14 protein-coding genes are annotated in these 14,534 nt (G+C 71.7%); 7 read left to right on the forward strand and 7 right to left on the reverse strand.

The features are described 5' to 3' along the window. Window positions 1-43: 43 nt before the first annotated feature. Window positions 44-442 carry a hypothetical protein gene (locus ACZ7LS_RS20695; protein WP_382527578.1) on the reverse strand — a complete coding sequence of 133 codons (399 nt, stop codon included), beginning with the start codon at window positions 440-442 and terminating at the stop codon, window positions 44-46. A 203-nt stretch (window positions 443-645) separates the two neighbouring features. Here ACZ7LS_RS20695 and ACZ7LS_RS20700 point away from each other — a divergent pair, with 203 nt between their 5' ends. The 4 genes from ACZ7LS_RS20700 to fxsA all read left to right on the forward strand — a co-directional run bounded on the left by ACZ7LS_RS20700 (window position 646) and on the right by fxsA (window position 5,114). Further along, window positions 646-1,086, forward strand: a complete 441-nt coding sequence (locus ACZ7LS_RS20700; RefSeq protein ID WP_382527581.1) for an Lrp/AsnC family transcriptional regulator — start codon at window positions 646-648, stop codon at window positions 1,084-1,086. Window positions 1,087-1,299: 213 nt separating this feature from the next. After that, window positions 1,300-2,970, forward strand: a complete 1,671-nt coding sequence (locus ACZ7LS_RS20705) for an amidohydrolase (RefSeq protein ID WP_385134908.1) — start codon at window positions 1,300-1,302, stop codon at window positions 2,968-2,970. Between the two features lie 601 nt (window positions 2,971-3,571). Beyond that, complete coding sequence (locus tag ACZ7LS_RS20710) at window positions 3,572-4,459, forward strand: polyprenol monophosphomannose synthase (RefSeq protein ID WP_385134906.1); 888 nt, start codon at window positions 3,572-3,574, stop codon at window positions 4,457-4,459. 55 nt (window positions 4,460-4,514) lie between these two features. After that, entirely contained in the window at window positions 4,515-5,114 is a 600-nt protein-coding gene (gene fxsA / locus ACZ7LS_RS20715) for an FxsA family membrane protein (RefSeq protein ID WP_382527590.1), read from the forward strand. 94 nt (window positions 5,115-5,208) lie between these two features. On the opposite strand, the gene ACZ7LS_RS20720 is transcribed toward fxsA, so the two are convergent. The 4 genes from ACZ7LS_RS20720 to yczE all read right to left on the reverse strand — a co-directional run bounded on the left by ACZ7LS_RS20720 (window position 5,209) and on the right by yczE (window position 8,699). After that, entirely contained in the window at window positions 5,209-5,583 is a 375-nt protein-coding gene (locus ACZ7LS_RS20720) for an RNA polymerase-binding protein RbpA (protein WP_003959706.1), read from the reverse strand. Window positions 5,584-5,849: 266 nt separating this feature from the next. Continuing rightward, window positions 5,850-7,208, reverse strand: coding sequence for an MFS transporter (locus ACZ7LS_RS20725; RefSeq protein ID WP_385136683.1), 1,359 nt, complete (start codon window positions 7,206-7,208; stop codon window positions 5,850-5,852). 61 nt (window positions 7,209-7,269) lie between these two features. Continuing rightward, on the reverse strand, window positions 7,270-8,034 hold the full coding sequence (locus ACZ7LS_RS20730) for a glycerophosphodiester phosphodiesterase family protein (RefSeq protein ID WP_382529984.1): 765 nt from the start codon (window positions 8,032-8,034) through the stop codon (window positions 7,270-7,272). After that, window positions 8,031-8,699 carry a membrane protein YczE gene (gene yczE / locus ACZ7LS_RS20735; protein WP_382529982.1) on the reverse strand — a complete coding sequence of 223 codons (669 nt, stop codon included), beginning with the start codon at window positions 8,697-8,699 and terminating at the stop codon, window positions 8,031-8,033. The genes ACZ7LS_RS20730 and yczE overlap by 4 nt, the downstream gene beginning before the upstream one ends. Before the next feature lie 100 nt (window positions 8,700-8,799). Between yczE and ACZ7LS_RS20740 the strand changes: the two genes are divergently transcribed. Further along, window positions 8,800-10,299 (forward strand): SCO1417 family PLP biosynthesis transcription factor, encoded by a 1,500-nt coding sequence (locus ACZ7LS_RS20740; protein ID WP_382529980.1) that lies wholly within the window; start codon window positions 8,800-8,802, stop codon window positions 10,297-10,299. Window positions 10,300-10,322: 23 nt separating this feature from the next. Here the strand turns inward: ACZ7LS_RS20740 and ACZ7LS_RS20745 are convergent, their stop codons facing one another. Both ACZ7LS_RS20745 and ACZ7LS_RS20750 read right to left on the reverse strand, forming a co-directional pair. Further along, window positions 10,323-11,978 (reverse strand): hypothetical protein, encoded by a 1,656-nt coding sequence (locus tag ACZ7LS_RS20745; RefSeq protein ID WP_382971032.1) that lies wholly within the window; start codon window positions 11,976-11,978, stop codon window positions 10,323-10,325. 38 nt (window positions 11,979-12,016) lie between these two features. Then, on the reverse strand, window positions 12,017-12,211 hold the full coding sequence (locus ACZ7LS_RS20750; RefSeq protein ID WP_030355560.1) for a hypothetical protein: 195 nt from the start codon (window positions 12,209-12,211) through the stop codon (window positions 12,017-12,019). A gap of 252 nt (window positions 12,212-12,463) precedes the next feature. On the opposite strand from ACZ7LS_RS20750, the gene ACZ7LS_RS20755 reads away from it, so the two are divergent. Both ACZ7LS_RS20755 and ACZ7LS_RS20760 read left to right on the forward strand, forming a co-directional pair. Further along, the gene (locus ACZ7LS_RS20755) at window positions 12,464-12,856 is read left to right on the forward strand and encodes an ankyrin repeat domain-containing protein (protein ID WP_385136680.1); all 393 of its coding nucleotides are present in this window, start codon (window positions 12,464-12,466) and stop codon (window positions 12,854-12,856) included. Window positions 12,857-13,084: 228 nt separating this feature from the next. Further along, window positions 13,085-14,503, forward strand: coding sequence for a HEAT repeat domain-containing protein (locus ACZ7LS_RS20760; RefSeq protein WP_385136678.1), 1,419 nt, complete (start codon window positions 13,085-13,087; stop codon window positions 14,501-14,503). Window positions 14,504-14,534 lie beyond the last annotated feature (31 nt).

Genomic DNA, 14,534 nt, shown 5'->3' on the forward strand with positions numbered 1-14,534 from the left:
CGCCGGGCGTCGCCGCGCAGGCGGGACTTCCCGAAGACAGGGCCTACGCCGCGTGCCGCTGGAGGGCCGGCACCTTGAACGGACGCGAGCCGGGTCCGCCGACATGCGAGAACGGCTGCGTCCGCCAGTCGAGCCCCTGCGGCAGCGTCAGCAGCAGCGCGGTGTCCTGCTCCTGAGCCTCGGACGACGCGTCGGCGGCCGGAGCCTCCGACGCCGAACGGCCCGTACCGGCACACACCGAGAGCACGAACGGATTCCACGGGGAAGGGCACAGCGCGTGCTCCGGCAGGACATCCTCGTCCGCCAGCAACGCGATTGGCTGCGCACAGTCCGGGCAGACGACCCGGTACATCTCGAAGGTGTCGTAGAAGTCGAGTTCGTCGGCGTCGACGAGTTCAACGGGCTCCGGTTCGATACGTCCGGCGCGCTTCAGGCTCTGCATGGAGACATTCCCCCTCGGGTGGGCCGACCAGGCTCTCGTGGTCTCGACCACAGCAAGCAATTCCCGTCGCGCGAGGCAGGTAACCGTAAGGTCTCGACCGACCCGCCCAGAGACCTGTGGTCTTCGTCACACGGCCCCTCGCGCGCCTCTTCGGCTCACTCCCGACTGTGCTGGAAGCGGCCCGGGGCAATAGGTTGATCCGCATGGAGGAGCTGGATCGTCAGATCGTGGAATTGCTTGTCAAGGACGGCCGGATGAGCTACACCGACCTGGGCAAGGCCACCGGCCTGTCCACCTCGGCGGTGCATCAGCGCGTACGCCGACTGGAGCAGCGGGGCGTCATCCGCGGCTACGCCGCGGTGGTCGACCCGGAGCAGGTCGGCCTCCCCCTCACCGCGTTCATCTCGGTCAAACCCTTCGACCCCAGCGCCCCCGACGACATCGCGGACCGGCTCGCCGAGATCCCCGAGATCGAGGCGTGCCACAGCGTGGCGGGCGACGAGAACTACATCCTCAAGGTCCGGGTGGCGACCCCGCTGGCCCTGGAACACCTGCTCACCCGCATCCGCAGCCTGGCCGGAGTCTCCACGCGCACGACGGTGGTCCTCTCCACCCCCTACGAGTCCCGTCCGCCCAGTCTGTAATTTTTTGAGGGCTCGGTTCGCCTCCGGGGCGCTTCGCGCCAACGTCGACGGTCGACCGTGCTCGATTCGCTCGTTCCTCACGAACCTCCGCGCGCTCTCCCTTACGACGTCGGCGCGCCCCTTCGGCTCACTCGCCACCGGAAAGACGGCACCAGGAACGCCGCGTCCCCACCCGCGCTCCCGGCCGGGGCCGCGCCGCGCGACACTGTCCACATGACCAACCGCACCGCCCCGGACCCCGGCACCGCCCCGGACATCCGCACCGCCCCGGCCCATCGCACCACCCTCCTGCGCCGCGGCGAAGTCCACAGCCCCGCCGACCCCTTCGCCACCGCCATGGTCGTGGAACGCGGCCATATCGCCTGGGTGGGCTCCGAAGGCGCCGCGGATTCCTTCGCCTCCGGCGTCGACGAGGTCATCGACCTCGAAGGCGCACTCGTCACCCCCGCGTTCACGGACGCCCACGTACACACCACCGCCACCGGTCTCGCCCTCACCGGCCTCGACCTGTCCGGCGCCCGGACCCTGCCGGAGGCGCTCGACCTCGTACGGGACCACCGCGCCGCCCACCCCGGCGACCGGATCCTGCTCGGCCACGGCTGGGACTCCGCCCGCTGGCCCGAGCAGCGCCCCCCGTCCCGTGCCGAGCTCGACGACGCGGCCGGCGGCCGGCCGCTCTATCTCACCCGGATCGACGTGCACTCCGCGGTCGTGACCACCGCCCTGCTCGATCTGGTCCCCGGCGTCACCTCGCTGACCGGCTATCACCCGGACGCGCCGCTGACGGCCGCCGCCCATCACGCCGTGCGCGCCGCCGCCCACGGGTCCATCAGCGCGCGCCAGCGCACCGAGGCGCAGCGGGCGGCCCGCGCCCGCGCCGCCTCGCTCGGTATCGGCTCGCTCCATGAGTGCGGCGGCCCGCAGATCTCCGACGAGGAGGACTTCACCGCACTGCTGCGGCTGGCCGAGGACGAGCCGGGGCCGCGGATCCACGGCTACTGGGCCGAAAGGATCACCGACGAGAAGGGCGCCCGCCGCGTCCGGGAGCTGGGCGCGGCAGGGGCCGCGGGTGATCTCTTCGTCGACGGTTCCCTCGGCTCCCACACCGCCTCCCTGCGCGAGCCCTACGCCGACGCCGCCCACACCGGTACCGCCCAGCTCGACGCCGCCGCGATCGCGGCCCATGTCGCCATCTGCACCGAGGCCGGGCTCCAGGCCGGTTTCCACGCCATCGGCGACGCCGCGGTCAGCGCCGTCGTCGATGGCGTGCGCGCCGCCGCCGCGCGCGTGGGCCTCGCCCGTATCAGGGCGGCCAGACACCGCGTCGAGCACGCCGAGATGCTCACGCCGGCGACCATCGCGGCCTTCGCGGAACTGGGCCTCACCGCCTCCGTGCAGCCCGTCTTCGACGCGTTCTGGGGCGGCGCCGACGGTATGTACGCCCAGCGGCTCGGCGCCGACCGCGCCCGTACCCTCAACCCGTACGCCGCGCTGCTGCGCGCCGGCGTACCGCTGGCGTTCGGCTCCGACAGCCCCGTCACCCCGCTGGACCCCTGGGGCACCGTCAGGGCCGCCGCCTTCCACCACACCCCCGAACACCGGATCTCCGTACGGGCGGCCTTCACCGCCCACACCCGGGGCGGCCGGCGGGCCATGGGACGGGACGACGCGGGTACGCTCGTGCCCGGCGCCCCCGCCGACTACGCCGTATGGCGGACGGAGGAGTTGGTGGTCCAGGCCCCCGACGACCGGGTGGCCCGCTGGTCCACCGATCCGCGCTCGGGGACACCGGGTCTGCCCGATCTGACGCCCGGCCGCCCGCTGCCCGAATGTCTGCGGACCGTCGTCTCCGGACAAACGGTCTTCCTGCGACCGAACGAGTGACGTACGGACATTTCGTGCCGCCGCCCGATCCCCGCCGGCCTCTGCCGCGACCTGCGGATCTTCCCCACTGACCTGGTGATTTGGGTCAACACCGCAGGTCAAACGACTATTGACAGTAAGCAGCCACCGGCGGGTAGGTTCGGCCGGGTCCACCACAGGACGTCCGTCCGGCAGCCTCCACGCAGTCGTCGAACGCCACTGGGTCATGGGGCGGTGTGCCGCACCGGCACACCACCACTGGGAGCCAGGTCCAGCAGTCGCGTCTCGGGGGCGAGGGAAGGTTTCAGCCGGTCGGCAGGTGCGACCCCGGATGGGGCCCGGCGTTCAGTAGACAACGGCTTTCGGTCGACCCGCAGCCAGCGGGTCCCAGGTCGGCCCGAAGGACGCCGGGTCCCGATCCGCAGCGGATGATTCCTTCCGCTTCCTCTTTTCCCTCCGGTTTCCCCGCGCCGGTACATGTTCCGTAACAAGATCTCCGGTTCCGTCCGCCATCTCCGGACATCACCGCCCATCCCCACCGACACAGGGTCACCATGGTGGTCGTCGGCCATGGCGTGCTCGCTAAGCTGGGGCACCTGCGTACGGCGATTAAGGGGCAGCAGTGAACGACGGTGGCCAGAGGCGGTACGGCCCGCTCGGTACAGCCTTGGTGATCATCCCGACCTTCAACGAGGCCGAGAACATCAGGACCATCGTCACCCGCGTGCGCGCCGCGGTGCCGGAGGCCGACATCCTCATCGCCGACGACAACAGCCCCGACGGCACCGGCAAGATCGCCGATGAACTGGCCGCCGAGGACAGCCATGTGAAGGTCCTGCACCGCAGGGGCAAGGAAGGACTCGGCGCCGCCTATCTCGCGGGCTTCCGCTGGGGCATCGAGCACGACTACGGCGTCCTCGTCGAGATGGACGCCGACGGCTCCCACCAGCCCGAGGAACTGCCCCGGCTGCTGACCGCGCTCAAGGGCGCCGATCTGGTGCTCGGCTCGCGCTGGGTGCCGGGCGGACGGGTCGTCAACTGGCCCAGGACCCGTGAGTTGATCTCCCGCGGCGGCAGCACCTACTCCCGTGTCCTGCTCGGTGTCCCGATCCGCGATGTCACCGGCGGCTACCGGGCGTTCCGCAGGGAGACCCTGGAGCGGCTCGGACTCGACGCCGTCTCCTCCCAGGGCTACTGCTTCCAGGTCGATCTGGCCCGCCGCGCCATCGAGGCCGGCTGTCATGTGGTCGAGGTGCCCATCACCTTCGTCGAACGCGAACTCGGCGACTCCAAGATGAGCAAGGACATCCTCGTCGAGGCGCTGTGGCGGGTCACGGCCTGGGGCGTCGAGTCCCGGACGAACCGGCTGCTCGGCCGGAAGCCCGCCGGATCCGCCGGAGCCCGGCCGACCGGGACCGGATCCACTGGACCCACCGGTTCCGGCGGACCGGCCGGGACCGGACCCGCCGGGACTGGATCCACCGGAACCGGATCCGCCGGATCCGCTTGATCATTCCGATCGCCCCCATACGCCATCCGGACGCGTCCCCAGGCACACTGGAAGCATGACGACCGCGCAATCGCCCCGGACCGTTCCCAAGCGCTCACGCGCCCGAACTTTCATCCCGCTGGGCGTCGCCGCCTGGCTCGTGCTGGAGATCTGGCTGCTGACCGTGGTGGCCGATGTCGCCGGCGGACTGACCGTCCTGCTGCTGCTCGTGGGCGCGGTCGTACTCGGCGCGGTGGTCATCAAGAGCGCCGGCCGCCGCGCCTTCCGCAATCTCACCGAGACCCTGCAACGGCAGCAGCAGCGACAGCCGGGCGAACCGCCCGAGACCGAGGCCGGCAGCGGCAGCACGGGCAATGGTTTCCTGATGCTCGGCGGTCTGCTGATCATGCTGCCCGGTCTGATCACCGATGTCCTGGGGCTGCTCCTGCTCATCCCGCCGGTACGGAAGGCACTCGGCCGGTACGCGGAGCGGTCGTTGGAGCGGCGGATGAGCGCCGCGGCCGTGCCCGGCAGCCTCGGCGACGCCTTCCAGCAGGCCCGGATGCGCCAGCCGGACGGCAAGGTGGTCCAGGGAGAGGTCATCAAGCACGACGACGAGGGGCGCGGCCCCCACCACCCCGGGGACGAGGGCCCGCGCCCGCCGCTCACCCCATGAGGGCAGGCCAAAGCCGCGGGCCGCGTCACACAGGGAGTGTGACGCGGCCCGCGGCTTTGGTGCTGTTCGCTATTCGTATGCGGTGGTTACGCGGTCAGGCGGACTTCCGGCTGTCCCGCGGATGCACGGCGATGTTCATGGCGCCGGAGCGCAGGACGGCCAGCCTCTCGGCCAGCACCTCCTCCAGCTCCTCGCGGGTGCGCCGCTCCATGAGCATGTCCCAGTGCGTACGCGCAGGCTTGCCCTTCTTCTCTTCGGGGCCATCCCCGTCCACCAGGAGTGCCTGGGCGCCACACGCCTTGCACTCCCACTCCGGCGGAATTTCCGCCTCTACCGAGAACGGCATCTCAAATCGATGGCCGTTCTGGCATGCGTACTCCACCGCCTGGCGCGGGGCCAGATCGATGCCGCGGTCCGTCTCGTAGCTGGTAACCACGAGTCGCGTGCCGCGGAGAGCTCGCTCACTCATGAATCGTGCCTCCCGGGCTTGTCGCCCACAGGACAGGTGTCGCTGTCGTCGTCATCCGGTCAACGTCCGGTCGGCGGTAAAGATTCCCGTTCCGGGTCATGCGTCGCCCGTCTGTGCCGCTGGTCATTCCAGGATTGCGTACCCACCAGCGCCCGGTTTGTCACATCTAACGGGAGATGTCACCCAGCGTTTTCGTTTCTCGACTACGCAGTAACGGTCCGCCTGGCAGGCCAAACGCGTACACTACCGCCCTTTGACTTCAACGTCTAAATCCGTTCCGGTACGGGGTTCCCCGCGGCGGCGATCGCCCGTCGCACCGGCACCCTCGCCAGCAGCACGAAACCGAGCACGAAGAAGATCACCAGCGAGATGATCGCGTCCCGGTAACTGCCGGTCAGCTGGAACGCGAGCCCGAACACCAGCGGGCCGAGCCAGCTCAGGCCGCGGTCGCTCATCTCGTACGCGGAGAAGTACTCCGCCTCCTTGCCGCTCGGCACCAGATGCGAGAAGAGCGAGCGGGACAGCGCCTGGCTGCCGCCCAGGACGAGACCGATCGCCGCGGCCAGCGCGTAGAACGCGGCCGGCGCCCCGGACGGCAGGAAATACCCCGCTCCGAGGATGAGCGTCCAGACGGCGAGTGAGCCGAGAATCGTCCGCTTGGCCCCGTAGGACCTGGCCATTCGACCCATGCCCAGTGCGCCCGCCACCGCGAGTATCTGCACCAGCAGCACGGCGGTGATCAGGGTCGTCTGGTCCAGGCCCAGCTCCTCGGAGCCATAGACCGATGCCTGCGAGATGACCGTCTGGATGCCGTCGTTGTAGAGCAGATAGGCGAGCAGGAAGGACAGCGTCAGCGGATGGCGGCGCATGTCCCGCAGCGTCGCGATCAGCTGCCCCCAGCCGGTACCGACCGCGCCCGCGCCGTCCCGCACCACCCGGCGGTCCCGCAGCCGGCGCAGCGGAATGAGCGTGAAGGCGCCCCACCAGACACCGGCCGAGGCCAGACAGATCCGTACGGCCGTCGACTCCGAGACGCCGAACGAGTCATGGCCGGTGTAGAGCACGAGATTGAGGCCGAGCACCAGCGCGCCCGAGGTGTAGCCGAACGCCCAGCCGCGCGAGGAGACGGCGTCGCGCTCCTCGGGCCCGGCGATCTGCGGCAGATACGCGTTGTAGAGCACCATCGAGACCGCCAGTGAGGCGTTCGCCACAATCAGCAGCAGCGCGCCCAGCAGATAGCGGTCACCGTCCAGGAAGAACATGCCGGCCGTGGCGCCCGCGCCGAGATACGCGGAGAGCGCGAGCAGCGGCTTCTTGCGTCCCGAACGGTCGGCGGCGGCGCCGACCAGCGGCATCACCACCACCGCCACCACGATGGAGAGGGAGACCGTGTACGCGAACACCGAGCCCGCGCGGATAGGTATCCCCAGCGGACGGACGAAGCCGTCCGCGTCGGCCGCCGCCTTCGCCACCGAGGTCAGATAGGGGCCGAGGAAGACGGTGAGCACGCTCGTCGAGTAGACCGAGCACGCGAAGTCGTAGAAGTACCAGCCGCGCTGCTCGCGCCTGCGCTCCGACGCCCCGTCGGCCGACCCGTCGGCACGGTCCACGGTGTCAGCGGTCACCGGTGTTTCCTCGCTCTCCCCGTCGCTGTTCCCGGCCCTTCCCGGCGGACACCCCGCCCGGTCAGTGCCAGGCTCCCCGCGCGGTCAACACCGCGCGCAGCGTCTCCAGTTGATCAGTCATGATGCCATCCACACCGAGATCGAGGAGCGCCTCCATCCGATCCGGCTCGTTGACCGTCCAGACATGCACCTGGAGGCCGAGCGCGTGCGCCGTCCGTATGAAGCGCTCGTCGACCACCCGGACGCCGTTCTGGGTCTCGGGGACCTGGGCGCAGACGGCGCCCCGCCGGACGGGGGCCGGGATGCCGTACGAGCGCAGCCGCAGGCCGAGGACGCCCCGCACCCCGTACGAGGTGGCGAGCCGGGGGCCCGCGATCCGGGCCGCGCCGGCCACCCGGGCCTCCGAGAAGGAGCCCACGCACACCCGGTCCCAGCTGTCGGTCCTGCGGATCAGCTCGACCAGGGGGAGCTGGGCGGGGGCGGCCTTGATGTCCACGTTCCAGTGCGCCTCGGGGAACTCCTCCAGCAGCTCCTCGAAGAGCGGCAGCGGCTCCGTCCCCGCCACGCGCGCCCGGCGCACGTCCTTCCAGGACAGATCGGCGATCCGGCCGCGGGCGTCGGTCACCCGGTCCAGCGTCGCGTCGTGGAAGGCGACGAGCCGGCCGTCCGCGGTGGTGTGCACATCGGTCTCGAAGTAGCGGTATCCGAGCCCGGCGGCGCGGCGGAACGCGGCGGCGGTGTTCTCCAGGCCGTCCGCCGTGCCGCCGCGATGGGCGAACGGGATGGGGGCCGGCCGGTCCAGATAGGGATGGGGTACGCGAGTCACCGCCGCAGTATGGCCTGTTCCGGTGACCCGGTGGCGACCACCGTGCTGCCGTTGGCCGCCGCCGGGATGGCGAAGACGCGCAGGAACAGCTGGGCGAGCGGTCCGATGGCCAGGGCGTAGGCGACCGTCCCGATGCCCACCGACCCGCCGAGGACGAAGCCGGTGCCGACCACCGCCACCTCGATCCCCGTGCGGACGAGCCGCACCGAGCGGCCGGTCAGCCGGTGCAGCCCGGTCATCAGGCCGTCCCGCGGTCCCGGGCCGAACCGGGCCGCGATGTAGAGGCCGGTGGCCACGCCGTTGAGCACGATGCCCGCGATCAGCAGCGGGACACGGACGGCCAGGCCGTGGACTTCGGGGACGAGGGCGAGCGTCGCGTCCATGGCCACGCCGATCACGAAGACGTTGGAGACCGTGCCGAGCCCGGGGCGCTGCCTGATCGGTATCCAGAGCAGCAGCACCACGGCGCCGACGATGATCGAGACGACGCCCATCGTCAGCCCGGTCAGCTCCGCGAGCCCTTGGTGCAGCACACCCCACGGCTCCAGCCCGAGGCCGCCGCGTACCAGCAGCGCCGAGCTGGCCCCGTACACCGCCAGTCCCCCGTACAGCTGGATCAGCCGCCGGGTGAGATGGGGACCGCGGAGGCCGGAGGTGATGGACATGGTGGTGCCCCCTAATGCGATGGTGGACTGATACATGTCACTCTGTGGCCGGGTGGCAGATGTCAACCATGGCCAATTCGGGGAAGGTGGACTGATTTCCATGGCTCAGTGGACTTCCGCTGTGGGTGCGGCTCAGCTCGCCCGTCAGCTCAAGACCCAGCAGCGCGGGCCCCTCGCCCCCGGCACCCGCAGGCCGCCCGCCTACCGGGCGCTCGCCGACGGTATCCGGCTGCTCGTCCTCGAAGGCCGGGTCCCCGTCGCCGCCCGGCTCCCCGCCGAGCGTGAGCTGGCGCTCGCCCTGACCGTGAGCCGTACGACCGTGGCCGCCGCGTACGAGGCGCTGCGCGCGGAAGGGTTCCTGGAGTCCCGTCGGGGTGCCGGCAGCTGGACGGCCGTACCGGCGGGCAACCCGCTGCCCGCGCGCGGTCTGGAACCGCTGCCGCCCGAGTCGCTGGGTTCGATGATCGACCTCGGCACCGCCGCGCTGCCCGCCCCCGAGCCCTGGCTCACCCGGGGTGTCCAGGGCGCCCTGGAGGAGCTGACGCCGTACGCGCACACCCATGGCGACTACCCGGCCGGGCTGCCCGCGCTGCGGCAGATGCTCGCCGACCGTTACACCGAACGCGGCATCCCGACCATGCCGGAGCAGATCATGGTCACCACCGGCGCGATGGGCGCGATCGACGCGATCTGCCATCTCTTCGCGGGGCGGGGCGAGCGGATCGCGGTGGAGTCGCCCTCGTACGCCAATATCCTCCAGCTGATGCGGGAGGCGGGCGCGCGACTGGTGCCCGTCGCCATGGCGGAGGGGCTGACCGGCTGGGATCTGGGGCGCTGGCGTCAGGTGCTCAGGGAGGCGGCCCCCCGGCTCGCCTATGTCGTCGCCGACTTCCACAATCCGACGGGCGCGCTGGCCGACGAGGACCAGCGGCGGCAACTGGTCGACGCCGCACGGTCGGCGGGCACGGTGCTGGTCGTCGACGAGACCATGTCCGAACTGCGGCTGGACGCGGATCTGGCGATGCCGAGGCGGGTCTGCGCGTTCGATCCCGCGGGCGGCACGGTGATCACGGTCGGTTCGGCCAGCAAGGCGTTCTGGGCGGGGATGCGGATCGGCTGGGTACGCGCCGCGCCGGATGTGATCCGGTCGCTGGTCTCCGCGCGCGCCTACGCCGACATGGGCACCCCGGTGCTGGAGCAGCTCGCCGTCAACTGGCTGATGCGGACCGGCGGCTGGGAGGAGGCCGTCGCCCTGCGCAGGGCCCAGGCGCGCGAGAACCGCGACGCGCTGGTGGCGGCGGTACGCGACCAGCTGCCCGGCTGGGAGTTCGAGGTGCCGGGCGGCGGCCTGACCCTGTGGGTGCGTACGGGCGGACTGTCCGGCTCACGCCTGGCCGAGGTGGGCGAACGGGTCGGCGTACGGGTGCCCTCGGGGCCCCGCTTCGGGGTCGACGGGGCGTTCGAGGGGTACGTACGGCTGCCGTTCACCGTGGGCGGCCCGGTCGCCGTCGAGGCGGCGGCGCGGCTGGCGGCCGCCGCGCGGCTCGTGGAGACCGGGGCGAGCACCGGCACGGACGCGCCGCGCACCTTCGTGGCCTGACGGACCCACGCGTCCGGGCCGCGTCAGCCCTCGGCGGGTACGACCCCGCCGGCCGGCCCCGCGGCGGCGGGCGCGCGCCCGTGACCCGGTGCGCGCTCCTGGTCGGGAACGGACTGCGCGGCGGTCCGTTCCGCGGCGGCCGGGTCCTCGCCGGAGGCGGGGGCCGCGACCGCCTGGTGGGGCCCCGGAAGAAGACCGAGGACGGCGCGGCGGTGCGCCTCGCTCGTCGCGTCGTCGTACGGGTCGGGCGTCGCCGGGACCTGGAGCCTGAGCACCGGTCCCGTGCCGAGCCGCGCGTACCCCCGGCCGGGCGGGACGTCCGCCGGGGGTGTGGAGCGCGGCGGCGCGCCCAGCACCGCCTCCACCTGCGCGGGCGCGGCGGCCCCGAGGATCACCCGGGCGCGGGCGCAGGTCAGTACGGCGTCGCTGAGCGTGTCCAGGCTGTCGAGCTGGTCGGCCACGACCACCGTCACATGGGCCGATCTGCCGTGCCGCAGCGGCACCGTGAGCAGCTCCTGCGGATCGGGCCGTCCCTCGGCGGCGGCCAGATGACCGAAGACGCTCGGCCGGTCCAGCAGGATCCACAGCGGGCGCCTGGTGTCCTCGGGCGCCGGAAGGCCCGACTGTCCGGCCCGGTTGGCGGCGATCAGCCGGCGCTCCGTCTCGCTGGCGGCCCACTCCAGACCGGCCAGCGCCCCGGCCAGTCCGCACTCCACGGCCAGGACGCCCGTACGCCCGGCCAGACAGCCGAAGTCGCCGGTCCCGCCGCCCTCCACGATCAGGACCTCACCGTGCTGGACGGCCTGGAGCGCGAGGGAGCGCAGCAGGCTGGTGGCGCCGCTGCCCGGTGGACCCGTGACCAGCAGATGCGGCGCGGTGGAGCGCGGTCCCGTCCGCCAGAGCACCGGTGGCTCGTCGCGGTTCTCGCCGTCCGCCATGACCGGGACGGTGCGCCGTACCGCGCTGTCGTCCGTGAAGCCGAGCACGGTCTCGCCGGGGGCGGTGACGAAGGGCTGGGCGACGATGGCGGTGGAGAGCGCGGGAAGGACGGTGACCGTGAGCTGGTTGGCCTCCTCCTCCCACTCGAAGAGGTACTCGCGACCACGCCCGCACTTGGCCTGGAGCAGCTGCTCGATCCGGGCGCGCACGTCGGGGTCGCTGTCGGGGAAGTACGGGGGGTATCTCAGCTGGAGCCGGGTGAGCCGTCCGCCGGAGTCGAAGGCGTGGTCGTCGAACGCGGCTCCCCAGGCACCGCCGTGGGCGTAGAGCGGATTCGGGTCTTCCGGCACGGCGAAGTACGGCACCAGCGCCTCGTAGAGGGACTGGAGCCGCTTGACCTCCGTGTCGTCGGGTCCGGTCGGTACGGGAGTGGTGTCGCGCCCCTTCCACCCGGCCACGCCCATCAGTGTGATCAGGCCGAGGAGCGGCCCGTACGGGATGAGCGCGACCACCAGAACGCAGGCCGCCACCAGGAACAGCGCGGGACCGCGCCGGTCCTTCGGGGTGCCGGCCCACTTCTGGCGTGCCGCGGTGGCCAGCATGCGCAGACCTCGGGAGACCGTGATCAGCGGATGGAGAACGTCGGTGGCGCTGTCGGCGGCCGTGCGGGCCAGTTCGCGACCGCGGGCGATCTGGGCGCTGCCGCTGGTCAGAATGCGGGGGAGTGGTCGCCGGGCCACGGATGTCTCCTGATGATGCGGAAGGGGGCGGGCGGGCGTCAGAACTTGATCCCGCCGATGAGCCCGGCGAGGCTGGCGCCGCCGGCCGTGATGCTCGGCGCGATGGCCGTGCCCGCGAGATAGAAGCCGAAGAGGGCGCAGACCATGGCGTGGGACGCCTTGAGTCCGTCCTTGCGGAAGAAGAGGAAGACGATGATTCCGAGCAGCACCACGCCTGACATGGACAGAATCACGAGAATTCTCCTGGTTCGAGGGGACAGTCACCATGAGTTCTTCCAGGATCACTGAAAGTATCTATGCGATAAAAGGTGCAAATGAGTGAAATGCGAGGTATTTCACTGCGCTGGCCCACGGAGCACGGTGGCGCCCGTGCGGGGCGCGGTCCGCAGTACCCTGTCGGTTTATCCCTACGGCGCCAGGGCCGTGCGGAGCAGGTCAACGGCGTGTGAGCCGGCGTGCGCGCCGGACTGAAAGGCGGTCCACCGATGAGTGAGATACCGGATCCCGACGTGGTCGAGCTGGCCACGAAGGTCTTCGATCTGGCCCGGCGCGGTGAGACCGGGGCACTCGCGGCCTACGTCGACGCCGGGGTGCCCGCGAACCTCACCAACGACCGCGGCGACTCCCTCATCATGCTCGCCGCGTACCACGGTCACGCCGAGGCGGTCGAGGCGCTCATCGCGCGCGGCGCCGACGCCGGACGGGTCAACGACCGCGGGCAGACCCCACTCGCCGGCGCTGTCTTCAAGGGTGAGGACGCCGTGATCCGCGCACTGCTGGCCGGCGGCGCGGATCCAAACGGAGGAAACCCCTCCGCGGTGGATACCGCGCGGATGTTTGGGAAGAGGGACCTTCTGGAGCTGTTCGGCGACCAGTGATGCCCCGGGTGAGAGACGTCGTAAATGTGGTCGCGGTGGCGAAATGGCTGGGTCATCATGACGTCGGGCCCACAACGGGTCATCAACGAGAGGCAGGGAAGATGGTCTGCATTAAGCGGAAGACGACGGTCGGCCGATCATGTCGCCGCACGGTCTAGAGCGGGAAGGGTGCCACGTCCCCCGGTCGCACCCCCGGTTGCGTCGACAGCTTGATGTGAGGCTTTCCCCATGTTCGATCCAGTCATAGCGCCGAGCGGCACCCTGCTCGGGCTGTTGCAGAGAGGCCGCGGCGACGGAACGCTGCACGCGCTCGCGGCACCCCGCGCAGAGGCGCTCGCCGCCCTCAACCACTGCGTACTGAACGACCCCCGCCACGACTGGCAGGTCGAGAACCGTTCGCTGTACTACGCACGCCTGTATCTGGATCTCCACGGTGGTCTCGACGCCATCGACCACCACCTCTTCCGGGCCGAGGACCACTTCGACACCGAGGAGTCCAGGACCGGACTCGCGCTCGCCGTGCTCGGCCATCTCGCCGCGTACGGCAGGCACGACGCGCTCGACCTGCTCAGGCGGTACGCGGCGACCGGCGCCAATTGGGCCTGGGCCCTGGACGAGCTGGCGCTGCGCGACGACGACACCGGGCTGCGCTCCCTCGCCGTACCGGTCCTCGCCAGATTCCCGGCGGGCCCCGAGGGCGACGCCGCACTGGCGTCGGTCGTACGCGACGCCTTCGAGCCCCGGCCCTGGCGGCTCTGGGCCGACGACCCACGGCCCGCGGTCGGCGCGCGGATCAGGGCCGCCGGGGAACAGGGCTCCTTCGACCGCTGGCAACGGCAGCTGCGGCCGAGCGGCCCACGCCCCGGCTGGAGCGTGCGGGCCGTCTTCGACTGGGCGCAGCAGGCCCTGGAGCGCGGCACGGAGATGCACGGGCCCGCGGCCCGCTGTCTCACCGCCGTCGCCGGGCCCGACGACCGCCCGCTGATCGTCGAGGCCGCGCGCAACGGCCCCGACGGCGCCCGCTGCGCGGCGCTGCACTATCTCGCCGAGGTCCGTGACCCCGTCGTGCTCGATCTGATCGAGGCGGCGGCCGGCGGCACGGACCGCACCGTCGCCGACGCGGCCGTCGCCGCCTTCGAGCGGATGTGCGGCGACGAGGCGGTCGACCGGGCCCGCGGCTGGGTCCACAGGCCCGACGCGCTCGGCGCGTCCGCCGCGGGCGTGCTCGCCTGCCGCGGCGGTACGAAGGACACCGCGCTGGTCCTCGGCGCGCTGCGGGAGGCCGTACGGGCCGAGGGCCCCGACACCCAGCGGCTGTGGACCCTCGTCGACGGCGCGGGACGCCTCGGAATCGTCTGCGCCGCTCCCGTGCTGCGCCATGTCTACCGGGAGACCGCCTCCTCGCATCTGCGCGGCCGGGCGGCGCGCGCGCTCGCCGCGACCGATCCCTCCTACGCCACCGGCTTCGCCGTCGAGTGCCTGTGGGACTGCGAGGAGACCACCCGTGAGGTCGCCGCGCTGCACGCCGAGACCGGCGACGTACGCGTGGCGGAAAGACTGCGGCGGCTGGCCGCCGATCCGGCCGAGGAGGCCGAGGTGCAGACCGCTGTGCGCAGCAGGATGGGCCCGGACGCCGCCGCGCGCTGAGCCCGGCGGCCACGGCCGCGCCCCCGTCGCA

Source organism: Streptomyces sp. NPDC039430 (assembly GCF_055639435.1).

Excerpts from the sequence above, each read along its gene's own strand:
- ACZ7LS_RS20740 (WP_382529980.1), top strand. The coding sequence starts at position 8,800 with ATGGCTCAGTGGACTTCCGCTGTGGGTGCGGCTCAGCTCGCCCGTCAG.
- ACZ7LS_RS20695 (WP_382527578.1), bottom strand. The coding sequence starts at position 442 with ATGCAGAGCCTGAAGCGCGCCGGACGTATCGAACCGGAGCCCGTTGAA.
- ACZ7LS_RS20760 (WP_385136678.1), top strand. The coding sequence starts at position 13,085 with ATGTTCGATCCAGTCATAGCGCCGAGCGGCACCCTGCTCGGGCTGTTG.
- fxsA (WP_382527590.1), top strand. The coding sequence starts at position 4,515 with ATGACGACCGCGCAATCGCCCCGGACCGTTCCCAAGCGCTCACGCGCC.
- ACZ7LS_RS20705 (WP_385134908.1), top strand. The coding sequence starts at position 1,300 with ATGACCAACCGCACCGCCCCGGACCCCGGCACCGCCCCGGACATCCGC.
- yczE (WP_382529982.1), bottom strand. The coding sequence starts at position 8,699 with ATGTCCATCACCTCCGGCCTCCGCGGTCCCCATCTCACCCGGCGGCTG.
- ACZ7LS_RS20720 (WP_003959706.1), bottom strand. The coding sequence starts at position 5,583 with ATGAGTGAGCGAGCTCTCCGCGGCACGCGACTCGTGGTTACCAGCTAC.
- ACZ7LS_RS20755 (WP_385136680.1), top strand. The coding sequence starts at position 12,464 with ATGAGTGAGATACCGGATCCCGACGTGGTCGAGCTGGCCACGAAGGTC.
- ACZ7LS_RS20700 (WP_382527581.1), top strand. The coding sequence starts at position 646 with ATGGAGGAGCTGGATCGTCAGATCGTGGAATTGCTTGTCAAGGACGGC.